This window comes from Streptomyces caniscabiei (assembly GCF_014930365.1).
Classification (GTDB): Bacteria; Actinomycetota; Actinomycetes; order Streptomycetales; family Streptomycetaceae; genus Streptomyces; species Streptomyces caniscabiei.
Genome location: NZ_JABXWI010000005.1, coordinates 394,286 through 418,946, shown reverse-complemented (window position 1 = coordinate 418,946; position 24,661 = coordinate 394,286). Strand labels below are relative to the sequence as shown.

Genomic DNA, 24,661 nt, shown 5'->3' with positions numbered 1-24,661 from the left:
GGGGAGTTGGGGGTTTGTAGGGTCGGGGGTATGGCTCGCAATGTGGTGATCAGTGGTGGAGGGACGGGGATCGGGCGCGCGGCGGCGGAGGTGTTCGCGGCCGGTGGGGACCGGGTGTTGTTGGTCGGGCGGCGGCTGGAGGTGCTGCAGAAGGCGGGGGTGGCCGGCGCGCTCGTGTACGCGGCCGACCTCTCCGACACGGAGAGCGTGCGGGGGGTCGCCGAGTTCGTCGCGGCGGAGTTCGGGACCGTGGATGTGCTGATCCACAGTGCCGGGGGGAACGGCGGGCTGGAGCCCGCAGTGGACGGCGGTGATCCGCTCGATGCCGTCGCGCACGCCTGGAGCGTCAACTTCCGGCTGAACACGCTGACCGCCGTCCTGCTCACCGAGGCGCTGCGGGACCGGCTGGCCTCGCCTGGCGGACGGGTGCTCTTCCTGTCGTCGATCGCGGCGTATCGGGGGTCCGGGAGTGGGGCGTACGCCGGGTCCAAGGCGGCGCTGCATCCGTACGCCTTCGATCTCGCGCGGGAGTTCGGGCCGCGCGGCATCACGGTGAACGTCGTGGCGCCCGGCTATGTGGAGGACACCGAGTTCTTCGGCGGTCCGGTGGAGGAGGCGCGGCGGGCCCGGCTCGTCGCGGAGACCTCGACGGGCCGGGCCGGTACGCCCGCGGACGTCGCCGACACGCTGCACTGGCTCGCCTCACCCGGCGCCGGACATGTCACCGCGCAGATCGTCCAGGTCAACGGGGGCGCCGAGCGCGGGCACTGACGCTCTCACCCCCGGCCCGGGGCCCTCGGGGGCTCGTGGACGCGGCTCCGGTGGGCGCGGAGGGCCGTGCCGTCGCCGTTGTGGGAGTGGGGGTGGGTCGGGGGAAGGACCGCGTCGGCCGTGTTGACGCGGGGGAGGGCGTACGGGTGGGTCTCGGTGAGCCAGTGGATGAGCTGTTCGCGGACGGCGACGCGGACGGTCCACAGGTCGTCCGGGTCCTTCGCCGTCACCAGGGCCCGCACCTCCATGGTGGAGGGCGTCGAGTCGGTGACCGTCAGGTCGTAGTGGCGGCCGTCCCAGGCGGGGCAGGCACGCAGGATGTCGCGGAGCCGGTCGCGCATCGCGGCCAGCGGCGCCGCGTGGTCGACGTGCAGGAAGACCGTGCCGGTCATCTGGGCGCCGCCCCGGGACCAGTTCTCGAACGGCTTCGAGGTGAAGTACGACACAGGCATCGTGATCCGGCGCTCGTCCCAGGTGCGGACCGTGAGGAACGTGAGGGTGATCTCGTCGATCGTGCCCCACTCGCCCTCCACGACGACCACGTCACCGAGGCGGACCATGTCGCCGAAGGCGATCTGCAGCCCGGCGAAGAGGTTGCTCAGCGTGGACTGCGCGGCGATACCGGCGACGATGCCCAGCAGTCCGGCCGAGGCCAGCAGTGAGGCGCCGGCCGCGCGCATCGCCGGGAAGGTCAGCAGCATCGACGCCACCGCCACCACACCGACGATCGCCGAGACGACCCGCATGATCAGCGTCACCTGGGTCCGCACCCGGCGTACCCGGGCCGGATCGCGGTGGGTGCGGGCGTAGCGGCTGTACGTCGTCTCCACTATCGCCGCCGCGATGCGGATCACCAGCCAGGCCGTCGCGCCGATCAGCACCAGCGTCAGGGTGCGGCCGACGGCGGTGCGGTGCTGCTCCAGCAGTTGGGCCTCGTCGTACGAAGCTCTGAGGAAGGCCGCGCACAGGACCAGTTGGTAGGGGATGCGGCCGCGGCGCAGCAGGCCCCACAGAGGTGTCTCGTGGTGCCGCTGGTCCGCCTTGCGCAGCAGCAGGTCGGTCGTCCAGCCGATGAGCAGCGTGAGGACGACCGAGCCGCCGATGACGATCAATGGGCGGAGTAGGTTCTCCATGCCTTCGAACGTAACCGGCCTCGCGGGGTCATGAACATGTGACTTCGGCCGCGCTCGGGGTACGGGCGCCGGGACCGGTCGGCGGACCCGCTGTCGGACCCGGCTGGCACCATGGCCTCATGAACATCGTGCTCTTCCACTCGACCTACGGTCTGCGGCCCGCGGTACGCCAGGCCGCGGACCGGCTGCGCGCCGCCGGACACGAGGTGTGGACCCCCGACCTCTTCGGCGGCCGGACGTTCGACACGGTCGAGGACGGCAGGGCCCTCAACGAGGAGCTGGGCCGTGAGGAGATTCTCAAGCGGGCGGTCCTGGCCGCCGCGCCCTACTCGGAACGAGGGCTCGTCTACGCCGGGTTCTCGCTCGGTGCCGCCGTCGCGCAGACCCTGGCCCTCGGCGACAAGAACGCGCGCGGGCTGCTGCTCCTGCACGGCACGTCGGACATCGCCGCCACCGCGTCCGTGGACGACCTGCCGGTTCAACTGCACGTCGCCGAGCCCGACCCCTTCGAGCCCGACGACTGGCTGAGCGCCTGGTATCTCCAGATGCGCAAGGCCGGCGCCGATGTCGAGGTCTATCGATACGCCGGTGCCGGCCACCTCTACACCGACCCCGACCTCCCCGACTACGACGAGGAGGCCGCCGAGGCCACCTGGCAGGTGGCGCTCGGCTTCCTCGGCACGCTCTGAGCCGTGGGCGGGATCACACGGGGTCGTACGTCCGCTCGACCTTCTGAGTCCCGCTCCGCGTCCGGTACGAGCGCGCCCAGGACGAGGTCGCGCCGGCCTTCGTGCGGTCGGACAGGACGTAGAAGTCCATCTGCGCCCGCGCGGCGGTGATGTCCAGGACGCCGTAGCCGTGCCGGTCGGTGTCGACCCAGTGGACGTGCCGGTTGGCGGCGCGGATCAGCGGGGAGGCCAGCGCGGAGACGGTGCCCTCGGGGACCTTGACGAGGTCGTCCAGGTTGTCGGAGGTGACCGACGTGACCACGAACTCGGTGGCGGCGGAGGCCGACAGCGGATACGTACCGGCGTCGACCGGTACGTCGTTGGCCCAGGCCATGTGGATGTCGCCGGTGAGGAAGACGGTGTTGCGGATGACGTTCGCCCGCAGATGGGCGAGGAGTTCGCGGCGGTCGTCGGTGTAGCCGTCCCACTGGTCCGGATTGAGGGCGAGCCCCTCCTTCGGCAGCCCCAGCAGTTCGGCGAGGGGCTCGAAGAGGTCGGCCGTGAGGTTGCCGATCGCGAACGGGGCGATCATCACCGAGTTGCCGACCAGACGCCAGGTCGTGTCGGAGGACTTCAGCCCGGCCTTCAGCCAGTCGAGCTGGGCCCGGCCGGTCAGCGTACGGTCCGGGTCGTCGACCTCGCCTTCGCCCACGCCCACCTGCTGCGACCGGAAGGAGCGCAGGTCGAGCAGCGAGAGGTCGACGAGCTTGCCGAAGCGCAGCCGGCGGTAGGTGGTGCCCGCGACCGCCGGGCGCACCGGCATCCACTCGAAGTAGGCCCGCTTGGCCGCCGACTGACGGGCCGCCCAGGTGCCCTCCGCGCCCTCGGTGTGGTTCTCGGCGCCGCCCGACCAGGTGTCGTTGGCGATCTCGTGGTCGTCCCAGATGGCGACGACCGGCGCGGCCGCGTGCAGGGCCTGGAGATCGGGGTCGGTCTTGTAACGGGCGTGCCGGACACGGTAGTCGGCGAGGGAGACGATCTCGTGACTCGGTGCGTGCGGTCGTACGACCTTGTCGCGGGTGCCGTACGCGCCGGTGCCGTACTCGTAGATGTAGTCGCCGAGGTGCAGCCACGCGTCCAGGTCGCCGCGCGCGGCGAGATGACGGTAGGCCGCGAAGTACCCGCCCTCCCAGTTGGCGCAGGACACCACGCCGAAGCGCAGCCCCGTGACGGCGGCGTCGGCGGCCGGGGCGGTGCGGGTGCGGGCGGCGGGCGAGTCGGTGCCGCCGGCGGAGAATCGGAACCAGTAGTCCGTGGCGGGCGCCAGACCGCGTACGTCCGCCTTGACGGTGTGGTCGGAGGAGGCGCTCGCGGTCGTCGATCCCCTGGCGACGACGCGGGTGAACGCCTTGTCCAGGGCGACGGTCCAGCCGACCTCGACGTCCGGGCCGACACCGGAGCCGGGCAGCGCGGCGGCGGTGGGCGTCACCCGGGTCCACAGCAGGACACCGTCGGGCAGCGGGTCGCCGGAGGCGACCCCGTGCAGGAAGGCGGGGGTCTCCGCCGCGCGCGCCGGTATCGCGGCCGCCAGCGGTGCCGCGAGGACGGCGCCGGCCGTGGCCGCCTTGACCACCGTACGGCGGCTCGGGGCGGGCGAACTCGTGGGCCGGGTCGGGGAATCGGGGCTGGAGTGAGATCTGCGACTGGTCACGGCGGATGAGATTACTGATGAGTAGGGCCGAAGGTAAGACAGAAGCCCGAAATCCGCCCAATGTTCAGACGGTCGTGCATTGTTCGTCATACCGGGCACGCGAACGCGGGCCGACGGACCGGGCTTCGTGGTCTGCGGTGAGCCGGTGCCCCGGCGGTCACCTGTCCTCGGCGTAGCGTCTGGCCAGGGTGATCAGGGCCGCACGGTCGGGACTGTCGGTGCGGTGGCGGAGGCTGGCGAGGTGCTTCTCCACGGTGCGCGGGGAGAGGAAGAGGTGGTCGGCGATCTCCTGGTTGCCGAGCCGGGCGGCGAGCAGGCGCAGCACCTCGTACTCCCGGGCCGTGACCCCCACGCGGCGCAGCTCTCGCGGGATCGTGTCGTGGCCCTGGCGGCGGCGCGGCACGGGCGCGCCGGCGTCGCGCAGCAGCGCCCGGCACGCGGCGGACACGCGGGTCGTGCCCCGCTCGTGGAAGAACTGCTCGGCGGCGCGCAGCCATTCGACGGGCCGGCCCCAGCCGTCGGCGAGCGCGGCCTGGGCGCCCAGCCGCAGACAGAGGTGGGCGGCCAGCGGGATCGCGGCGGTGCCGGTCAGAGCCTCCTCCGCCGCCTTGGCGGCCTCCGCGCTGCGGCCCTCGCGGCCCAGCAGGACGGCCCGGGACCAGCCGGCGAAGGGGCGGTCCCAGTGGACCTGGGCGAGTCGTTCGGTGCCGGGGCCGTCGAGTTCGCCCCAGTCGGCCGTGCCGCGCAGGGTGCGCAGCAGGAGGTACGGCCCGAGGAAACCGGTGACGCCACGGGTGCTGGGCAGGGCCCGCATGACGGCGTCCGCCTCGGTGAACTCGGCCAGCGCGCGGTCGGGTTCCTCCCGCAGCAGGGAGCAGACGCCCTGGGCCCAGCCCCACACCGAGGTGTCGGCGTAACCCCAGAGCGCCCCGGCGCTGCGCCCGGCGAGCGCGCGCTCCAGCGTGCGCAGGGTGGCGTCGAGCCTCTCCCGCTCCCCGAGCGACGCGGCGATGATGCCGTCCACGCCCGCGCCGATCAGCTCCACCTCGCGCAACCTCAGTCGGCGGGCCGTCTCCCGCAGGCGACGCGCGGACTCCGCGGCCCGGTCGTGTTCGTCGCGCAGGATGTGGGAGAGGGTCAGATGCATGTCGGCCCAGGCGGTCATGAGCACCGCGCCGGTGTCCTCGGCAGCCGCGCGCGCGGCGAGCAGCCGGTCCGTGCCGGTGAACCGGACACGGTCGAGAACGCCCAGCTCCAGCAGGCCACGGATCCGCCACACCGGCAGCGCGTGGGCCTCGGCGGTGGCGACCAGCCGGGCGAACGCGTCCTCCGCCTCGCCCAGGTCCCGGGGGCGCAGGCAGTAGCCGAGCATGTTCAGCGCCTTGCACGCCACCTCCGGCAGCCCCACCTCCTCCGCGGTCGCGACGGCGCCCTCGGCGAGCGCGCGGGCGCTCTCCAGCCGGTCCGGGCGCTGCGAGTTGAGCACCAGGTGGGCGGCGACCGCGTCCAGCGCGGCGCGGGACGCCGGGTCGGGCGTGTCGCCGAGCAGCTCCCTCGCCCGCCGTACGGCGGTCAGGCCCTCCTCCCACTGCTGCGCGGTCGCCGCGGCCCGCGCCCGGGTCAGGAAACCCGCCGCCCGTCGGCCGGCCGGCGCGCCGGAGACCGTCAGGACCCGGTCCAGCCGGTCACCGAGTTCGGATACGCGCCGTACGTCTCCGGTGAGGACCAGCGTGCCGAGCAACTCCTCCAGCAGCCGGGCCACGGCCTCGGGGGGAGCGTCCGGCGTGTCGGCGATCAGTTCCAGGCCCCGGTCGAGGAGTTCCACGGCGGTCAGCAGCGCACCCCGCGCGACGGCCTGCCGACCGGCCCGGGCGAGCAGCACGGCCGCCCGCGCCGGCCGGCCACCGGCTACGCACAACTCCGCGGCGAGCCGGTACAGATCGTCATTGGTCTCCTCGCCGAGGGGGCGGTGGGGGGTGCGGGCCGGGGCGGCGGACGGGGCGGGCGCGGGGGGTGGGAGCTGGGCGAGGGCGAGGGCGGAGAAGTCGGGTTCGGCGGGCGGGGCGTGGGGAGGGCCGGCTGTCTCGGGGACGCGGGGCGTCGGGACGTGCGGGTCGACCGACTCGGGGCCTCGGGAGGGTGCTTGGGGGAGACCGGTCGGCTCGGGGGCGGGGCGCGGTGCGCCGGGGCGGGTGACTGTGCTGTTGCTGTTGTTGTTGCTCTGGTCGGGGTCGGGGTCGGGGTCGGGGTTGTGGCCGTGCGTCGGTGTGTCGGGGAGGTCGGCCGGGCCGGAGCCACGGTGTGGTGGGCCGGGGACGCCGGGTCTCCCGGAGGGCACCGTGTCTCCCCTGCTGGGCGTGTCGTGGTGCGTCGTGCTCGGCGTGATCGGGCGTGTCGGGGTGTCCCCACCGGCGTGCGTCGCGGCAGGGCTCGCCTCCTCGTCGCTCACCCCCCACGTCCCCTCGATCGCGTCGGCCGCCGCCAGGCACAGTGCCGCCCTTTCGGCGGGGAGCAGGCGGCCGCTGATGGCGTCGGCCGTGAGGGCGTGGCGGAAGGTGTGCCAGCCGGGGTCGGCGGGGGTGGTGGCGCCGGAGACGAGGTGGGCGTGGGAGGCGTGGCGGAGCTGGGTGAGGGCGGTGGCGCGGTCCAGGCCGGCGGCGCGTGCGGCGACGTCCACGGGGAAGCGTCGACCGAGGACCGCCGCCGCCTCCAGGAGGGCGACACCCGCGGGCGGCAGCTGGTCCACACGTTGCAGGACGGCGGCGGCGACGGTGGCGGGGACACCGGCGTCGAGCGACCCGGCGACCGCCCAGCGGGAGCCCCCCTCCCGGACCAGTCCGCCCCCGTCGACCATGGCGCGCAGCAGCTCCTCCACCACGAAGGGGACACCCTCGGAGACGGTGTGCAGCCGGTTCAGTACCGCGGCCGGGACGTCCTCGGCGGAGCCGTGGCCCAGACAGCGGGCCGCCAACTCGGCGGTGCCGGCCGCCCCCAGGCGGGCGAGTCGTATGGTCCGGGCCGTACGGCGGGACGTGGCGGCCCCGGCGAGGGCGAGCGCCGGGCCGGACTCGCCGCGCAGGGTGGCCAGCAGGACGGTCCGCTGCCCGGAGAGGTTGTCCGTCAGGTAGTCGACGATGGCGAGCGTGTCGGCGTCCGCGTCGTGCAGGTCCTCCAGCACCAGGACGCAGCCGCCGTCCCGGCCGAGGACGTGCAACAGCCGCAGCACCGCCTCGGCGTACCCGACGAGGGGAGCGCCGTCCTGCGGTGCCAGCCCGCAGAGCCGGGTCAGCAGGGGCTCGTAGGGGCCCAGTTCGCCGTCCGAGGGCGCCCCCTCGCCCCGTAGGCCGGAGAACACGGCCTCCGCGAGGGGGCGCAGCGGCACCGCGCGCCCGGCGGACGCGGCTCGCCCGCGCAGGACACGCGCCCCGGTGCGCGCGGCGGCGGACGCGGCCTCCTCGACGAGCCGGGACTTGCCGATGCCGGGCTCGCCCAGCACGAACACCGAGGAGCCGTGCCCGTCCCGGCCCGACCGGACGACGGCCGTCAGCAGCTCGCGCTCCGCCTCCCTGCCGACCAGGGCGGGTGAGGACAGCGACGAGAACGACGGCTCCACCGAGAACGACGACAACTCCAGGCCCCCTGCGCCCCGTTGGGATGGTCGTGGCAACCCCGTACTCCTCGCACGCCTCTTCGAGGCGCGTACAGAGTAGCCCCCACTTTCACAGGGGCCGCACAACTACATGGGGGGTCTTCCCCGATACCCGGCGCGCCGGAGTCCGGCACGCTTCTGTTCCGGCAGGGCAGGGGGACAGGGCATGACCCGGGGGGACATGCCCTGCCTGCTTCTTTCTCTTTTCGGCAGGGAGGTCGTCGATGCAGCGTGCCCGGGTGTGGGTCGCCGCCGGAGTGCTGGGCGTGGTCCTGAGCGGGTGTTCGTCATCCGCGGGGAACACCGGGAGCACCGGGAGTTCCGGTGGGGGCAGCGCCGGCGGTTCGTCGTCGGCCGGTGCCGCCGCCGACGAGCCGGAGGTTCCGCTGACCACCCAGGATCTGGAGCGGGTCTGCGCGGACGGACTCGGCTTCGCGGGACTGCCGGCCTACGACCGTACGAAGAAGACCGTGCATCCGGCGCAGCTCATGAACAGCACCGGCGACGGCTGGAACAGCAGCGTGCCCCTCGACGGGGACTTCCCCAAGGGCTGGTTCCTCGGCTACGAGGACAAGCCGGCCCAGGCGGAGCTGGTCGTCTGTGTCGAGCGCACCAAGGCCACCGCGACCGGCAAGGTCTGCGACATGGAGGCCGACGGCAAGCCGCTGAAGATCAAGACGTACAACACCTCCTACCGGCTGCGGGTCGTCGAGGCGCGCACCGGCAAGGAGCAGTACACGTACAGCGGCAAGGTCGAGTCGGACGAGTGCCCGGTCTACATCTTCACCTCGGACGACGAGGACGCCGACAAGTACTACAACGAGGTCCGGTCCGAGGATTACCGGGGCCGCGTCAAGCCGTACATCGCGCCGTAGCCGTAGCCGTAGCCGTAGCCGTAGCCGTAGCCGCGTCGAGCACGCGGCTACGGCCGCCAGTCGCTACTTCGTGACGCCCGCGTCCTTGAGCGACTTCTCCCAGTCCGCGACCGACGACGGGTTCTTGATCGTCTTGTCGTTGATCTTGATGGTCGGGGTCGACTCGACCCCCTCGGCGTCGTCGAAGGACTTGCTCATCCGCATCGCCCAGGCGTCGTAGGTGCCCTTCTCGACGGCGTCCTGGAACTTCTTGTTGTTCTTCAGCGCGTCGACGGTGTTCGCCACCTTGATCAGATAGCTGTCCTTGGCGAACTCGTCGGTCGACTCCTCCGGGTGGTACTTCGCCGAGTACAGCGCCGCCTTGTAGTCGAGGAAGGCCTCGGGGCTGACGTTCAGGGCGGCGCCGAGCGCGCTCAGCGCGTTCTTCGAGCCCTCACCGGTGAGGTTGCCGTCGAGGAAGGTGCCGAGGGTGAAGGAGAGCTTGTAGTCGCCGTCCTCCATGCCCTTGTCGACGGTCTCGCCGACGGTCTGTTCGAAGCTGGCGCAGGCCGGGCAGCGCGGGTCCTCGTACAGGTGGATCACGTTGTCGGACGTGGAGTCGCCGATCAGCACGGTGGTGCCGTTCTTGCCCGAGGTGTTGGCGGGGGCGACCACCGTGGCGTCCGCGGCCGCCTCCCACTTCGTGGGCTTGTTGTTCTGGACCACGGCGTAGCCGACGCCGCCGGCTATCGCGAGGACCGCGACGATCGAGGACGCCACGATCGCCTGACGCCTGACCTTGGCGCGCTTGGCCTGGCGCTCGCGCTCCAGACGCAGCCGCTCACGGGCCGCCGACTTCGCCGCGTTGCTGTTCCGCTTGCTCATAAGGGTGAACTCCCTGGGAAACGCGCACCCGGGTGCGCGGATGGGTGTGACGGGGATGTGCTCGTGCTCGGAAGGCGGTCACGCGAAGGTGACCGAGCACGGCGGTCCACGCCGTCCCAGGGAATGGGCGAAGAGAAGGGTGCGGGCGGTGGCCGTACGGTCCGCGACGCGCCTCGGCCGGTGCTCCGCCGGGGCGGGCCGCACCAGGACGGAGGCGACCGCGATCAGCAGCGGACGGAAGCCGGCGGCGACCGCGGCGTCCAGCAGCTGGGCCAGCGCCCGCTCGCCCCGCCGCAGCCAGGCGGCGGCCAGCAGCCCCACGCCGATGTGCGCGGCGAGCAGCAGCCAGACGGCCGTCGGACCGGCGCCCGCCAGCAGCGTGGCCGTGCGCTCGGAGCCGCCGGTGACCCGCGCCAGCGGCGCGCCGACGCTGCCGCCGCACAGCACGTCGAGCCCGACCTGGCGCAGCGGACCGGTGACCGGGCCGCCCGCCTCGCCGTAACAGGCGTGCTGGCCGGCGGTGAACACCGTGTCGGCGGCCAGCTCCAGCGGGATCAGTACGCCGGCGATCCGTCCGAAGCCGCGCTCACGGCCGGCCAGCGCGTACGAGACGGCGAAGACGACGGCGGCGATCGCGGCGACGGCGGTGAGCGGGAGCGGGACCCCGGACAGCAGCACGTGCGACGCGGTGCCGAGTGTCACGACGATCGCCGTGAACAGGGCCGCGCGTACGGCTCTGAAGTGGGTCCCGGATATGTCCATGGCGTCGGAGAGTCTCCCACGTTCACCCGTAAGGGACCGCTAAAGGGCCCCTGTGAGTGACGAATTCGGAAGGATGCCGGACGGCTCGGACGGCTCGGACGGTTACAGGCCGGGGATCCGGCCGTTGCGGAAGAGGTCGACGAAGATCTGGTGGTCCGCACGCGCGCGTGCCCCGTACGCGTGGGCGAAGTCCACCAGGAGCGGCGCGAAGCCCTCCTCGTCGGCCGCGATCGCCGCGTCGATGGCCCGCTCCGTGGAGAACGGCACCAGGGACTGTCCGGTCAGGTCGTCCGCCGCCGCGTGCATCGTGGCCGTGGCCCGGCCGAGGTCGGCGACGACCGCCGCGATCTCCTCCGGGTCGTCGATGTCGCTCCAGTCCAGGTCCACCGCGTACGGCGAGACCTCGGCGACCAGCTGTCCGGCGCCGTCCAGCTCGGTCCAGCCCAGCCACGGGTCCGCGTGCGCCTGCAGAGCGCGCTGGGAGATCACCGTGCGGTGGCCCTCGTGCTCGAAGTAGTCACGGATCCGCTCGTCGGTGATGTGCCGGGAGACCGCCGGGGTCTGGGCCTGCTTGATGTAGATCACGACGTCGTTCTCCAGGGCGTCGCTCTGCCCCTCCAGCAGGATGTTGTACGAGGGCAGCCCCGCCGAGCCGATGCCGATGCCCCGGCGGCCGACGACGTCCTTCACCCGGTAGGAGTCGGGGCGGGTCAGGGACGACTCCGGCAGCGTCTCCAGATAGCCGTCGAAGGCGGCCAGCACCTTGTAGCGCGTGGCCGCGTCCAGCTCGATGGAGCCGCCGCCGGGCGCGAAGCGGCGCTCGAATTCGCGGATCTCCGTCATCGAGTCCAGGAGGCCGAAACGGGTCAGCGAGCGGGCGTCACGCAGCGCGTCCAGCAGCGGGCCCTGGGCCGTGTCCAGTGTGAACGGGGGCACCTCGTCCCGCTTGGCGCCGGTCGCTATGGCGTGGATCCGCTCGCGGTAGGCGGCCGCGTAGATCTCCACCAGCTCCGTGATCTGCTCGTCGCTGAGCGCCTTCGCGTATCCGATGAGCGCCACGGAGGCGGCGAAACGCTTCAGGTCCCAGGTGAAGGGGGCGACGTACGCCTCGTCGAAGTCGTTCACGTTGAAGATCAGACGGCCCGTGGAGTCCATGTACGTGCCGAAGTTCTCCGCGTGGAGGTCGCCGTGGATCCACACGCGCGAGGTGCGCTCGTCCAGGTACGGTCCGGCACCTTCGCTCCCACCACCCCGCCCGGCGTTCTCCTCGTCCAGGTCCTTGTAGAACAGGCATGCCGTGCCCCGGTAGAACGCGAAGGCCGAGGCCGCCATCTTCCGGAACTTCACGCGGAACGCGGCCGGGTCGGCGGCCAGGAGCCGGCCGAAGGCGGTGTCGAAGACGGCGAGGATCTCCTCACCGCGTCGCTCGTCGTTGAGCTGCGGAACCGACATCGCTGGGTGCCTCCTGGTGGATCACGGGTGGGTCGACCTCTCAACGTGCGAGCGCGCACGGGAGTGCCCACGACTCCTCCCCGAAAGGTACGGGGGAGAGCCCTCGCCGTGTCAGTGCCGAGGCATAGACTTCGACGCTGTCCCCCAGACTGTCCGCAGCCCGTGGGGAAGTCGTTCACGCCTGTTTTCCCTGTGTCCCCTGGAGGCCGAAGCCGTGTCAAAGCCGCCGTTCACGCACCTGCACGTCCACACCCAGTACTCGCTGCTGGACGGTGCCGCGCGGCTCAAGGACATGTTCGACGCGTGCAACGAGATGGGCATGACCCACATCGCCATGTCCGACCACGGCAACCTGCACGGGGCGTACGACTTCTTCCACACCGCCAAGAAGGCGGGCGTCACGCCGATCATCGGCATTGAGGCGTACGTCGCCCCCGAGTCCCGCCGCAACAAGCGCAAGATCCAGTGGGGCCAGCCGCACCAGAAGCGGGACGACGTCTCCGGTTCCGGTGGTTACACGCACAAGACGATCTGGGCGGCGAACAGGACCGGCCTGCACAACCTCTTCAAGCTCTCCTCGGACGCGTACGCCGAGGGCTGGCTGCAGAAGTGGCCCCGGATGGACAAGGAGACCATCTCCCAGTGGTCCGAGGGGCTCATCGCCTCCACCGGCTGCCCCTCCGGCGAGCTGCAGACCCGGCTGCGCCTCGGCCAGTTCGACGAGGCCCTGAAATCGGCCGCCGAGTACCAGGACATCTTCGGCAAGGACCGGTACTTCCTGGAGCTGATGGACCACGGCATCGAGATCGAGCACCGGGTCCGCGACGGCCTGCTGGAGATCGGCAAGAAGCTCGGCATCCCCCCGCTGGTCACCAACGACTCGCACTACACGTACGCGCACGAGGCGACCGCGCACGACGCGCTGCTGTGCATCCAGACCGGCAAGAACCTCTCCGACCCGGACCGCTTCAAGTTCGACGGCACCGGCTACTACCTGAAGTCCACGGACGAGATGTACGCCATCGACTCCTCGGACGCCTGGCAGGAGGGCTGCGCCAACACCCTGCTGGTCGCCGAGCAGATCGACACCGCGGGCATGTTCGAGGCCCGGAACCTGATGCCGAAGTTCGACATCCCCGAGGGGTACACCGAGGTCAGCTGGTTCCGCGAGGAGACCATGCGCGGCATGCACCGCCGCTTCCCGGACGGCATCCCGGACGACCGCATGAAGCAGGTCGAGTACGAGATGGACACCATCATCTCGATGGGCTTCCCGGGCTACTTCCTCGTGGTCGCCGACTTCATCATGTGGGCCAAGAAGCAGGGCATCGCGGTCGGCCCCGGCCGTGGCTCCGCGGCCGGCTCGATCGTCGCGTACGCCATGGGCATCACCGACCTCGACCCCATCCCGCACGGCCTGATCTTCGAGCGGTTCCTCAACCCCGAGCGCATCTCCATGCCCGATGTCGACATCGACTTCGACGAGCGCAGGCGCGTCGAGGTGATCCGGTACGTGACGGAGAAGTACGGCGCCGACAAGGTCGCCATGATCGGCACCTACGGCAAGATCAAGGCGAAGAACGCCATCAAGGACTCCGCGCGCGTGCTGGGCTACCCGTACGCGATGGGCGACCGGCTCACCAAGGCCATGCCCGCCGACGTCCTCGGCAAGGGCATCGACCTCAACGGCATCACCGACCCCTCCCACCCGCGCTACAGCGAGGCGGGCGAGATCCGGGCGATGTACGAGAACGAACCGGACGTGAAGAAGGTCATCGACACCGCCAAGGGCGTCGAGGGCCTGGTCCGGCAGATGGGTGTGCACGCGGCCGGCGTGATCATGTCCAGCGAGCCCATCGTCGACCACGCCCCGATCTGGGTGCGGCACACCGACGGCGTGACCATCACGCAGTGGGACTACCCGCAGTGCGAGTCGCTCGGCCTGCTGAAGATGGACTTCCTCGGCCTGCGCAACCTCACGATCATGGACGACGCCATCAAGATGGTGAAGGCCAACAAGGGCATCGACCTGGAGATGCTCTCGCTCCCGCTGGACGACCCCAAGACCTTCGAACTGCTCTGCCGCGGCGACACGCTCGGCGTCTTCCAGTTCGACGGCGGCCCGATGCGCTCGCTGCTCCGCCAGATGCAGCCCGACAACTTCGAGGACATCTCCGCCGTCTCGGCCCTGTACCGGCCCGGCCCGATGGGCATGAACTCGCACATCAACTACGCCGAGCGCAAGAACGGCCGCCAGGAGATCACCCCGATCCACAAGGAGCTGGAGGAGCCGCTCCAGGAGGTCCTCGCGGTCACCTACGGCCTGATCGTCTACCAGGAGCAGGTGCAGAAGGCGGCGCAGATCATCGCCGGGTACTCCCTCGGCGAGGCCGACATCCTCCGCCGCGTGATGGGCAAGAAGAAGCCCGAGGAACTGGCGAAGAACTTCACCATCTTCCAGGCCGGCGCCCAGAAGAACGGCTACAGCGACGAGGCCATCCAGGCCCTGTGGGACGTCCTGGTCCCCTTCGCCGGCTACGCCTTCAACAAGGCCCACTCCGCCGCGTACGGCCTGGTCTCCTACTGGACGGCGTACCTCAAGGCCAACTATCCGGCCGAGTACATGGCCGCGCTGCTCACCTCGGTCAAGGACGACAAGGACAAGTCGGCGGTCTACCTCAACGAGTGCCGGCGCATGAAGATCAAGGTGCTCCCGCCGAACGTCAACGAGTCCGAGCAGAACTTCGCCGCCCAGGGCGACGACGTGATCCTCTTCGGCCTCTCCGCCGTCCGCAACGTCGGGACGAACGTGGTGGAGTCGATCATCCGCAGCCGCAAGGCCAAGGGGAAGTACGCCTCCTTCCCGGACTACCTCGACAAGGTCGAGGCGGTCGCCTGCAACAAGCGGACCACGGAGTCGCTGATCAAGGCGGGCGCCTTCGACTCCATGGGGCACACCCGCAAGGGCCTCACCGCGCACTTCGACCCGATGATCGACAACGTGGTCGCGGTCAAGCGCAAGGAGGCCGAGGGCCAGTTCGACCTCTTCGGCGGCATGGGCGAGGACGACAGCAGCGAGCCGGGCTTCGGGCTCGACGTGGAGTTCACCACCGACGAGTGGGACAAGACCTATCTCCTCGCCCAGGAGCGGGAGATGCTCGGTCTCTACGTCTCCGACCACCCCCTCTTCGGCCTGGAGCACGTGCTCGCCGACAAGGCCGACGCGGGCATCGCCCAGCTCACCGGCGGCGAGCACGCGGACGGCGCGGTCGTCACCATCGGCGGCATCATCTCGGGCCTCCAGCGCAAGATGACCAAGCAGGGCAACGCCTGGGCCATCGCCACCGTCGAGGACCTCGCCGGCTCCATCGAGTGCATGTTCTTCCCGGCGACCTACCAGCTCGTCTCCACGCAACTCGTCGAGGACGCCGTCGTGTTCGTCAAGGGCCGCCTCGACAAGCGCGAGGACGTGCCGCGGCTCGTCGCGATGGAGATGCAGGTCCCCGACCTGTCGAACGCGGGCACCAACGCGCCCGTGATCCTCACCATCCCGGCGACCCGGGTCACCCCGCCCATGGTCAGCCGGCTCGGCGAGATCCTCACCCACCACAAGGGCGACAGCGAGGTCCGGATCAGGCTCCAGGGACCGACCAGGACGACCGTGCTCCGCCTCGACCGGCACCGGGTCAAGCCCGACCCGGCCCTGTTCGGCGACCTGAAGGTACTGCTCGGCCCGTCCTGCCTGGCCGGCTGAGCGGATCCGCGCGGGCCGCGGGGTCCGGCAGGCGTGAACGCGCGAGGGGCGCATCCGGTGTTCCGGATGCGCCCCTCGCGTGTACCTGGGCTGCAACAGCCTTTACGCAGATGTCAGTTGTGACCGAAGCGCTTCTGCCGGCCCTTGCGGGCCATGTCGCCGGGCGTCACCTGGGTCGCGCGCTGCTCGGCCTGCGACTCCAGCGAGGACTGCTGGGCCTGCTGCTGACCACGCTCGGACTGCGGCTGCTTACGGTCCTGCTTCTTGTTCTTGGCCATGGTGATCTGCCTCCTGTGGGGGATCTAGGGGCCAGGGCCGCGACCAGACTCACATAGCATGACAAGGTACGCATTTCGGAAAATCACCGTCCGTGACGAGAGTTGTCGCACCACGGGTCGCGGCAGAGGGGGCGCGCGCCCGGATACGCCACGCCGAAGATCGAGTTCCGGCCGTTAACCTCCGCGCGGTCGGGCAGACTCGAAGGAAGCCCGAAGCAAACCTCCCGGAAAGAGGGTGGATCGCGTGGACCGCTGCATCGTCCTGGTGGACGCCGGGTATCTGCTCGGCGCGGCCGCCAGCCTCCTCGCCGGGGAACCCTCCCGCTCCCGCATCACCGTCGATCACGCCGCCCTCATCCAGGGGCTGCGCGAGCGCGCCGAGGCCGACACCGAACGGCCGTTGCTGCGCATCTACTGGTTCGACGGCGCCCCCGACCGCGTTCCGCAGCCCGAGCACCGCAGGCTGCGCGTGATGCCCCGGGTGACCGTCCGGCTCGGCGCGCTGACCCGCAGCGACGGACGCTGGGCGCAGAAGGGCGTGGACGCCGCCATGCACGCCGAACTGACCGAGCTGGCCCGCAACCGCGCCTGCTCCGACGTGGTCCTCGTGACCGGCGACGGGGATCTGCTGCCGGGCATGATGGCCGCCAAGGAGCACGGCGTCGCCGTCCACCTGTGGGCGGTGCAGGCTGCCGACGGCGACTACAACCAGTCCGAGGACCTGGTGGCCGAGGCCGACGAGCGGCGGGTGCTCGACCGGATGTGGATCACCAAGGCCGTGCGGGCCAAGGACCTCGGCGGGGTCTGCGCGCCCCAGCCGGTGCCGCGGCCGGAGATCGCCGCGATCCTGTCGGCCCCGCTGCCCGAGTCGGCGCTCGCGGCGGCCGCCGAGCGGGCACCCGGAGAGCCCGAGCACACCTCGGCGGCCGGTGCCGCGCGCAACGGCAGCGAGGAGCGGGCGTCCGCCCCCAAGGGCGTACCGACGCCGAAGGACCTGGCGGCGATGCGCGGGCCCGGGGCCCACGCCGTGCAGCATCCGGCCACCGCCACCCTCAGGTGGTCCTCCGACAAGGGCTGGGTGGACCGGCCCGGGGGCGCCGCGGAGCCGCCGGAGGCCGCGGCGATGCCGACGCTGGCGCAGCTGACGTCGGCGGAGCAGCGGTGGGCCGATCGGGAGGAGGACATCACGACCGTGGGCGGCGACCCCTTCGAGGTCGGACAGGTGTTCGCCCGGCGGTGGATGGCCCGGCTGACCGACCAGTCGCATCTGCAGAAGCTGTCGGGGATGTATCCGCGGGTGCCGCACCGGGTGGACGGGGAGCTGCTGCGCTACGCCGCCCGGTTCGGGCTGCTCGCGCACAAGGACGACCAGATCGACGAGCACGACCGGTACGCGATCCGGGCCGGGTTCTGGCGGGAGATCGATGTGCGGACCGGGGTCGAGCACGCGCCGGCGGGGGAGCGGTAGGGCGCCTGGTAGCTCGGGGGCTCCTGTTCGTGGGCGGGCGCGCGTTCATCGTGGCTGGTCGCGCCGTTCCCCGCGCCCCTTAGGGGCGCAGCTGGGGTGACCCGGCGGAAAAACCGAGCCCCCGACCCCTTAGGCTCGTTCCTCGTGAGTACGCGTACGGCACAGGCGGTCCGGCATGGTGGGGATGTCGTGTGCGCTGTGCGGGGGCTCACCAAGACCTATCCGGCGACCCGGGGACGGCGCGGGACGCCGGGGACCCCCGAGGTGCGGGCCAACGACGCGGTGGCGCTGGAGGTCCGGCGCGGCGAGATCTTCGGCCTGCTCGGACCCAACGGAGCGGGCAAGACCACCCTCGTACGGCAGATGACCGGGCTGATGCGGCCCGACGACGGCACCGTCGAGATCCTGGGCCACGACATCGTGCGGCACCCGGAGCGGGCCGCCCGGATCCTCGCCTATCTGGGCCAGGAGTCCACCGCCCTCGACGAGCTGACCGTGGCGCTCGCCGCCGAGACCACCGGACGGCTGCGCGGGCTGGACGTCCGGCGGGCGCGGGCCGAGCGGGACGCGGTGCTGGAGGAACTGGGACTGACCGGGCTCGCCGCGCGCCCGCTGAAGAAGCTGTCCGGCGGACAGCGACGGCTCGCCTGCTTCGCCACCGCGCTCGTCGGGGAGCGCCCGCTGCTCGTGCTCGACGAGCCCACCAGCGGGATGGACCCGGTGGCCCGGCGCGCCGTGTGGGCCGCCGTCGACCGGCGGCGTGCCGAGTCCGGCGCCACCGTGCTGCTGGTCACCCACAACGTCATCGAGGCCGAGACCGTGCTCGACCGGGTCGCCGTCCTCGACCAGGGCCGGGTCATCGCCTGCGACACGCCGGCCGGGCTGAAGGAGCAGGTCGCGGGCGAGGTGCGGGTCGACCTGGTGTGGCGCGAGAAGGCCCCGCTGGACGTGCCCGAGGTCGCCGCCCTGCGCCCGCGCGCGGTGGAGTCCGGGCGCCGCTGGACGCTCCGGCTCGCCCCCGAGGAGGCGCGTGCCGTGGTGGCCACCGTGACCGGGGGCGCCGCCTTCGTGGCGCTCGACGACTTCACCCTCGCCACGCCGAGCCTGGAGGACGTCTACCTGGCGCTCGGCGGCAGCGCGGGCAGCGCCCAGGGACTGGTCAAGGGGTGAGGGACGCGGGCGTGGGCCGGAGAACAGTCGGTGCGAAGGTGAACGACGTGGCTGCCGCAGCCGTACGAAACTGGGCGACAGCCGAAGCGAAGAGGAGCAGCTCGACGTGAGTGTCGTACCCGCCGAGATCCTGCCGGGCAAGGCCCTGGCGGTGGAGGAGCGCGTGGAGCGCGGAGCCGCCGAGCTCGGGCCCCGCGCGCGCCTGTGGCCGTCGCTCTGCGCGGTGTACCGGGCGCAGCTGTCCCGGGCGCGGGTCGCACGGATCCCGCTGCTGTTCGTCGCCACCTTCCAGTCGATCGGGATCATGATCCTGATGCGCGGTGTGGTGGACGGCGGGGCCGAGGCGCACGCCGTGGTCGCCGGTTCGTCGGTGCTCGTCGTCGCCTTCGTCGCACTGAACCTGCTGGCCCAGTACTTCGGGCAGCTGCGGTCCAGCGGCGGACTCGACCACTACGCGACGCTGCCGGTGCCGCCGGCCGCCGTGGTGCTGGGCGCGGCCGGGGCGTACGCCTCCTTCACCGTGCCGGGGACCGTCGTGACCGCCGTCTTCGGCTGTGTGCTCTTCGGGCTGCCACTGACCCATCTCTGGGTGCTCGCCGCCGTGATCCCGCTCGCCGGGGCCGCGCTCGCCGGACTGGGCGCCGCGCTGGGGCTGCTCGCCCCGCGCCCGGAGCTGGCCACCGTGCTCGGGCAGCTCGGCATGTCGGCGGCGCTGCTGCTGGGCGTGCTGCCGGCCGACCGGATGCCGGGCTTCGTCCAGTTCGCCCGGGACCTGCTGCCGTCGACGTACGGCGTGGAGGCCCTCGCCCGGACCTTCGGGCCGAACCCCGACTGGGCGTTCGTGCTCGGCGACCTCGCCGTGTGCGCGGGGGTCGGGGGCGTCTCGCTCGCCGTCGCCACCTGGGCGTACCGGCGGGCCGCCGTCCGGTGACGCGGCGCGCGGCCGGGCCTGGCACGATGGCAGAGTGACCGCACCGTTGACTCCTCCTCCGCCGCCGCACGACCAGTCCCCGAACGACCCCTGGGCTCCGCCGCCCACCAGCGGCGGGGGCGACGCGGAACCCTGGTACGGGCCGGAGAAGCCGCCGGCCGGCCCCGGGCTCCGGACCGAGGTGATCGAGGCCGCCGTCGTCACCGTGGTCATGGCGCTGCTCGGCGGCGCGGTGCTGGGCGTCCTGTGGTGGTGGCTCGCGCCGCATGTGCCGCTCGTCTCCGACGGGTCGGCGGTCTACTTCAAGGACACCGAGGGCGAGCAGGCCGTGGGTGTCGACGGGACGTTCACCCTGCTGGCCCTGGGCGCGGGTGCGCTGAGCGCGCTGGTCGTCTTCCTGCTGCGCCGGCGTGGCGGGGTGCCGCTCGTCGTGGCGCTCCTGGTCGGCGGGCTGCTCGGGGCCGTGGTCGCGTGGCGGCTCGGGGTGTGGCTCGGACCCGGGACGGATGTCGCCGCGCGGGCGAAGGAGGTCGGGCAGGGCGTGACGTTCTCGGCGCCGCTGAAGCTCGGGGCGAAGGGGGCGCTACTGGCGTGGCCGTTCGCGGGGTTGCTGGTGCACCTCGGATTGACGGCGCTGTTCGGACCGCGGGATCCCGAACCGTTCGAGTCCGAGCGGGAGTTCTCGGGCGCCTGACAGCTCGGGGGTTCTGGTGCGTCGGCGAGTGCGGGTGAGTGGGGCTTCTCGCGCAGTTCCCCGCGCCCCTGAAAGCATCAGGCCCCTGCGGGCCTGAAAGACCACGGCGCTGCAGGACTGAAAGGTGACGGGTGCTGCGGGGCTGAAAGCACGGGGCGCAGCCCCTGCTTTTCAGGGGCGCGGGGAACTGCGCGAGAAGCCCCACCGGAGCCGCAGCCGAAACGCGAGAAGCTCCTCCGGGCCGCGGCCGAAAACGCGCCGCCCCCGGAGGGTCACGCGCGAGCGATCCGCGCCGACACCGCCTCCGTGAGCTTCGCGAGGTCCCCCGGGGACAGCTCGACCTCCAGGCCCCGCCTCCCCGCCGAGACACAGATCGTCGCGTGCGCGTCCGCCGACGCGTCCAGCACCGTGCGGAGCCGCTTGCGCTGGCCGAGGGGGGAGATCCCGCCCCGCACATAGCCCGTCGTGCGCTCCGCGAGCGTGGGGTCGGCCATCGCCGCCCGCTTGCCGCCGACCGCCGTCGCCAGCGACTTCAGGTCCAGCGAGCCCGCCACCGGCACGACCGCCACCACGAGCGCGCCGTCGACGTCCGCCACCAGGGTCTTGAAGACCCGCTCGGGCGACACGCCCATCGCCTCGGCCGCCTCCTCACCGTAGGAGGGATGCGCCGGATCGTGCTCGTAGGCGTGCACGGTGTACTCCATGCCCGCCGCCGTCAGGGCCACCGTCGCGGGCGTGCCGCCCGCCTGCTGCTTCTTCGACTTCTTCGCCATCGGCCTATCCGTGTGCGTCAGTTGAGGCTCGTCGGGCTCCGCGTCAGCTCCGACGCGGGCAACGACGGCAGACTACGGATGATCGCGGACTCGGCGCGCAGGAGTCTCAGTTCGTCGCGCAGCCGGGACGCCGTGTCGGGGGCCTGGAGGAGCCGCTGCTTGGCCGGCGTGTCGAGCATCATCGCCGCCGCGACCAGGTACGAGACGACGGCCGGCTCGTCGGGCAGGTCCGCGCCCGTCGACAGCGAGCGCTCCCGGGCGCCCGCGAGCCGCTTCTGGTACTGGCGGAACGCCCGCAGGACGCCCTCGGCGAGCGCGCCCGCCTCGTCGCCCGCGTCCTCCGGCAGTTCCTCCAGGTCCGCCACCAGGAACGGACCCGTGGTGTCCACCGAGAGCAGGCGCACGCGGGTGGTACCGGTCGCGAGGACCTCGTACGTGCCGTTGTCGCGCTCCCGGATGGTGGCCGCGTCCGCGATGCAGCCCACGGAGTGGAACGCCTTCGTGGGTTCCTCGCCGAAGCCCGCCGTGGGGCCCCGGTCGGGCAGTGCCGTCGGATCCGGCATGCCCGGGGCGCTCGGCGCGACCTCGTGGCCGTCGCGGATGGCGACCACGGCGAAGCGGCGGGGTTGGTCCTCGGGGGTCTTCAGCAACTCGCGCATCATGGCGCGATAGCGCTCCTCGAAGATGTTCAGAGGAAGCACGAGCCCCGGGTACAACACCGAGTTCAGGGGGAAGAGCGGCAGCCGGACGGTGGTCACGAGGCCAGAGCCTAATGGTCGTCGGGGCGGACGTGTTCGTCCGTACTCGTTTGGTGACCTCCGCCGGGAGCTACCCTTCGCCCCGCTCGGGCCTCTTCGGCCGTCCGCGCAGCGGGATCGAGCACGCCACCTCCAGCCGTACGCCGTCCCGCAGCTGGAGGAACTGGCCCAGCGGATCGTCCGACACCCGGTCCCAGGGGAACGACGTGGCGTACGGGCCGATCATGCGCAGCTGGGCCAGGGCGTCCGACCAGCGCTCCAGCCGGACCAGGACGTAGGTGAGCAGGTTGCGGACCTCGGCCGGCCACGGGTCGCCGGGCCCGTACTCGGCGGAGAGCGCGATCGCGCCGTCCGCCGCCCGGTCCAGACGCGCGCGCGGGATCGCCGCCCCGCCGCCGTCGGCGAGGTACGCGAAGGCCGCCCGCACCGGCAGGGCCCGGACGAGGGACCCGGGGAGCGCGTCCCCGGCGGCGCGCTCGGCGAAGTCGAAGCACTCGCCGTGCGAGCCGTACCACCCGGCGGACAGGTACTTCAGGGCCGCGACATGGCAGCCGTAGTGGTGCGGGGACCGGCGGACCGCCTCCGTCCACAGCTGCTCGAAGGCGGTGTGGCCGAGGCCGGTGCTCCGGGCGTGGTCGAGCGCGATCCGCCAGGGCACCGGGTCGCGCGGTTCGCCCTCGGCCGCCGCCGTGATCAACGGGCCGGCCTCGCGCAGCAGTTCGGCCCGGGCGGGGGAGCGCCAGCCGCGGGCGACCGCCAGTTCGGCCCTGATCAGCAGGACGTCCGGGTCGTGCGGCGCGGCCCGGTGCCAGCTCCGCAGCCATGTGTCGCGCGCGTGGGCGAAGGCGGCGAGCCGCAGCGCGTACCGGTCGCGGTTCTCCCACTCGGCCGACTCGCGGGTGGTCGCCAGCAGCTTCGCCGCGGGCGCGTGGTCACCGCGGCCGGCCGCCACCAGCGCGGGCCCGAGCCGCTCGTCGGGGGCGTCGAGCAGCACCTCGTCGTCGGCCGGCAGCCCCACGGCGAGCCGTGAGGTGTGGCGTGCCATCCGGGCCGTACGGATGAGCGCACGCAGCGGATCCATGGCGCCTGGCCCCCTTTTGCGCCTCGCCCGGTTCCGCACGCGCGGACCGGGTGCTCACCGTCGTGGTTTCGCGGATTGATGGTTCGCTGTGAAGACGGAGGGACGACGAGTCAGGTTGTCTGTATCGGAGATCGGTTCAAAGCAAACGGTCGACTCCGGTATGGAATCGGTCAGTTCCTGCTCAGCAGGCGGGTGGCGCCCGCCGCCACCGTCGTCGCCAGGATCCACCCCAGGATGATGACCACCGCCGCCAGCCACTGCCAGCTGTTCTCCAGCTGCCAGTAGCCGACCTGGCCGAGGTCGATGACCGGCAGCAGCAGGTCCAGGGCGAACAGGGACGCGTTCCAGTCCGGGTGTTCGCCGCTCTTCATCGGCGGATGCTCGGCGTGCGAGAAGGCGTACGAGGTGAGCGCCCACAGCACCGCCATCCACACCGCGGCCCGGCCCGGCCGGTATCCGTAGGCGACCGTCCAGTCCTGCGCGTACCCCCAGAGCTTGGCGGCGAGCGGCAGGTTCTCGCGCCGGTGGCGCTGCTTGGCGAGGAGCACCTCGCGGGCACCCTCGTCGTCCCCGCCGGCCCGCAGCACCGTCGCCAGCCGCTCGTACGGCTCCGGGCTGTACTCGGCGGTCGCCGCCGCCACCCACTCCAGCCGTTCCGCCAGCGGGAACTGGCCGCGCGGTACGAGGCTCTCGTACTGGAAGCCGCCCATGTGGAGGTTGCCGGGGCCGGGCCAGCTCTCCGACTTGTCGATCAGGACGCCGACGCGGGCCCCGGACAGGACGACCTTGCCGCGCTCGGGCCTCTCCCCGAGGAAGCGCAGCTCGGGCACCTGGACGCGGCGCAGCGACAGCTCCTGTTCCTCCGTGAAGGTGAACCGGGCCCGCTCCAGGTCGACGGAGTCCCCGAACCGCCCGTCGTCCAGCCGGATCCCGCCCTGGCACTCGAAGCGCTGCACCCGGGTCCCGCGCGCGGGGGTGCTGCCGCTGGTGTGCAGCGGATTGCCGACGCCGGCCGGGGTCAGATACAGGGTGCGCTCGACGGTCAGCTGCGGCGCGTTCAGGGCGAGGCGGCCGTAGGGGTTGGCGAGCCGGCTCCCGCGCAGGCTGAGCGAGGCGCCGACGGTCGCGCCGCGCAGACTCAGCTCGCCGTGCGACTCCAGCATCTCGGCCTGGACGTCCTGGGCGACGGTCAGCCCGTCGGCGGAGAGCGAACGGCCGTGCCGGTCGCGGTAGACGACCGCCTGGTTGAGCAGCAGATCGGTGCCGATGTGGGCGTCCGCCAGCCGCACCCCGTTGTGGAAGCGGCAGCGCGGCAGATGCAGATCGCCCTCCGTGTGCAGCCGGGCGGCCTCCAGCCGGGGCACCGAGCAGTCCACCAGCCGTACGGTCGTGAACCGGGCCTCCGGCAGCAGGATCTCCTTCTCGAACCGGCAGCCCTTCATCTCCACGTACGGCACCACCTGGCCGCCCGCGAGCTCCAGCACGCCCTTGATCTGGACGCCGACCAGCTTCAGCGCGGACACCCGGCCGGCCAGCGCGGGCGGGCCGTCCAGCAGCAGCCAGGCCACGATCCTGGCCCGCACCGACCGCTCGGGACCCCAGGGGTGACCGCCGTGCGGATCGTCCACGGCGACGTCCCCGTCCCGCAGGTCGTACACGCTGCCGTTGCGGAAGGCCTGCCACATGCCCGCCTCGGCGGCGGTCAGGTCCTCCGGCAGGTCCCCGTCGTCCCGGATGCCGGGCCCCTCGCTCACGACTCTTCCATCCCCCGTCCTCGGCATTCACGTGTATCGCGCAACTGTTTACGCTGGTGATGCCCGCTGAGTGACAGCCTGAACGCTAGACGTGAAGAGGATCTTCCGGGTTCCC

General features: G+C 72.0%; 19 protein-coding genes. 8 read left to right on the top strand and 11 right to left on the bottom strand.

From position 1 onward, the window contains the following. The first annotated feature begins 30 nt into the window (after nucleotides 1-30). Complete coding sequence (locus HW837_RS16920) at nucleotides 31-771, top strand: SDR family NAD(P)-dependent oxidoreductase (RefSeq protein ID WP_193380785.1); 741 nt, start codon at nucleotides 31-33, stop codon at nucleotides 769-771. Between the two features lie 5 nt (nucleotides 772-776). Here HW837_RS16920 and HW837_RS16915 read toward each other — a convergent pair whose 3' ends face one another. Then, the gene (locus HW837_RS16915) at nucleotides 777-1,904 is read right to left on the bottom strand and encodes a mechanosensitive ion channel family protein (protein WP_045555298.1); all 1,128 of its coding nucleotides are present in this window, start codon (nucleotides 1,902-1,904) and stop codon (nucleotides 777-779) included. 119 nt (nucleotides 1,905-2,023) lie between these two features. Between HW837_RS16915 and HW837_RS16910 the strand changes: the two genes are divergently transcribed. Further along, nucleotides 2,024-2,593 carry a dienelactone hydrolase family protein gene (locus HW837_RS16910; protein WP_045555297.1) on the top strand — a complete coding sequence of 190 codons (570 nt, stop codon included), beginning with the start codon at nucleotides 2,024-2,026 and terminating at the stop codon, nucleotides 2,591-2,593. A gap of 13 nt (nucleotides 2,594-2,606) precedes the next feature. On the opposite strand, the gene HW837_RS16905 is transcribed toward HW837_RS16910, so the two are convergent. Both HW837_RS16905 and HW837_RS16900 read right to left on the bottom strand, forming a co-directional pair. Next, nucleotides 2,607-4,283, bottom strand: coding sequence for an alkaline phosphatase D family protein (locus HW837_RS16905; protein ID WP_193380786.1), 1,677 nt, complete (start codon nucleotides 4,281-4,283; stop codon nucleotides 2,607-2,609). 157 nt (nucleotides 4,284-4,440) lie between these two features. Continuing rightward, complete coding sequence (locus tag HW837_RS16900; protein WP_193382474.1) at nucleotides 4,441-7,950, bottom strand: helix-turn-helix transcriptional regulator; 3,510 nt, start codon at nucleotides 7,948-7,950, stop codon at nucleotides 4,441-4,443. 206 nt (nucleotides 7,951-8,156) lie between these two features. On the opposite strand from HW837_RS16900, the gene HW837_RS16895 reads away from it, so the two are divergent. Further along, on the top strand, nucleotides 8,157-8,807 hold the full coding sequence (locus tag HW837_RS16895) for a hypothetical protein (RefSeq protein ID WP_045555295.1): 651 nt from the start codon (nucleotides 8,157-8,159) through the stop codon (nucleotides 8,805-8,807). 63 nt (nucleotides 8,808-8,870) lie between these two features. Here the strand turns inward: HW837_RS16895 and HW837_RS16890 are convergent, their stop codons facing one another. From HW837_RS16890 to HW837_RS16880, 3 genes are all read right to left on the bottom strand, one after another. Next, entirely contained in the window at nucleotides 8,871-9,671 is an 801-nt protein-coding gene (locus HW837_RS16890) for a DsbA family protein (RefSeq protein WP_045555294.1), read from the bottom strand. Nucleotides 9,672-9,749: 78 nt separating this feature from the next. Next, nucleotides 9,750-10,433: a hypothetical protein gene (locus HW837_RS16885; protein WP_045555293.1), complete on the bottom strand. Its 684-nt coding sequence runs from the start codon at nucleotides 10,431-10,433 to the stop codon at nucleotides 9,750-9,752. Nucleotides 10,434-10,535: 102 nt separating this feature from the next. Next, nucleotides 10,536-11,885, bottom strand: coding sequence for a DUF2252 domain-containing protein (locus HW837_RS16880; protein ID WP_193380788.1), 1,350 nt, complete (start codon nucleotides 11,883-11,885; stop codon nucleotides 10,536-10,538). A gap of 214 nt (nucleotides 11,886-12,099) precedes the next feature. On the opposite strand from HW837_RS16880, the gene dnaE reads away from it, so the two are divergent. Continuing rightward, nucleotides 12,100-15,639 (top strand): DNA polymerase III subunit alpha, encoded by a 3,540-nt coding sequence (gene dnaE, locus HW837_RS16875; RefSeq protein ID WP_045555291.1) that lies wholly within the window; start codon nucleotides 12,100-12,102, stop codon nucleotides 15,637-15,639. Between the two features lie 113 nt (nucleotides 15,640-15,752). On the opposite strand, the gene HW837_RS16870 is transcribed toward dnaE, so the two are convergent. Next, nucleotides 15,753-15,917, bottom strand: coding sequence for a hypothetical protein (locus HW837_RS16870; RefSeq protein ID WP_086785843.1), 165 nt, complete (start codon nucleotides 15,915-15,917; stop codon nucleotides 15,753-15,755). 244 nt (nucleotides 15,918-16,161) lie between these two features. Between HW837_RS16870 and HW837_RS16865 the strand changes: the two genes are divergently transcribed. The 4 genes from HW837_RS16865 to HW837_RS16850 all read left to right on the top strand — a co-directional run bounded on the left by HW837_RS16865 (nucleotide 16,162) and on the right by HW837_RS16850 (nucleotide 20,180). Beyond that, a complete protein-coding gene (locus HW837_RS16865) occupies nucleotides 16,162-17,385 on the top strand; it encodes an NYN domain-containing protein (RefSeq protein WP_093788521.1) in 1,224 nt (407 codons plus the stop codon). Nucleotides 17,386-17,529: 144 nt separating this feature from the next. After that, nucleotides 17,530-18,555, top strand: a complete 1,026-nt coding sequence (locus HW837_RS16860) for an ABC transporter ATP-binding protein (protein WP_177261670.1) — start codon at nucleotides 17,530-17,532, stop codon at nucleotides 18,553-18,555. Nucleotides 18,556-18,661: 106 nt separating this feature from the next. Further along, the gene (locus HW837_RS16855) at nucleotides 18,662-19,486 is read left to right on the top strand and encodes an ABC transporter permease (RefSeq protein WP_045555289.1); all 825 of its coding nucleotides are present in this window, start codon (nucleotides 18,662-18,664) and stop codon (nucleotides 19,484-19,486) included. A gap of 34 nt (nucleotides 19,487-19,520) precedes the next feature. Beyond that, nucleotides 19,521-20,180: a hypothetical protein gene (locus tag HW837_RS16850; protein WP_045555288.1), complete on the top strand. Its 660-nt coding sequence runs from the start codon at nucleotides 19,521-19,523 to the stop codon at nucleotides 20,178-20,180. A gap of 272 nt (nucleotides 20,181-20,452) precedes the next feature. On the opposite strand, the gene ybaK is transcribed toward HW837_RS16850, so the two are convergent. From ybaK to HW837_RS16830, 4 genes are all read right to left on the bottom strand, one after another. Then, a complete protein-coding gene (gene ybaK, locus HW837_RS16845) occupies nucleotides 20,453-20,953 on the bottom strand; it encodes a Cys-tRNA(Pro) deacylase (RefSeq protein WP_193380789.1) in 501 nt (166 codons plus the stop codon). 17 nt (nucleotides 20,954-20,970) lie between these two features. Continuing rightward, nucleotides 20,971-21,711: an LON peptidase substrate-binding domain-containing protein gene (locus tag HW837_RS16840; RefSeq protein WP_045555286.1), complete on the bottom strand. Its 741-nt coding sequence runs from the start codon at nucleotides 21,709-21,711 to the stop codon at nucleotides 20,971-20,973. 70 nt (nucleotides 21,712-21,781) lie between these two features. Further along, the gene (locus HW837_RS16835; protein ID WP_193380790.1) at nucleotides 21,782-22,792 is read right to left on the bottom strand and encodes a hypothetical protein; all 1,011 of its coding nucleotides are present in this window, start codon (nucleotides 22,790-22,792) and stop codon (nucleotides 21,782-21,784) included. Nucleotides 22,793-22,962: 170 nt separating this feature from the next. Next, on the bottom strand, nucleotides 22,963-24,546 hold the full coding sequence (locus tag HW837_RS16830; protein WP_045555284.1) for a hypothetical protein: 1,584 nt from the start codon (nucleotides 24,544-24,546) through the stop codon (nucleotides 22,963-22,965). Nucleotides 24,547-24,661 lie beyond the last annotated feature (115 nt).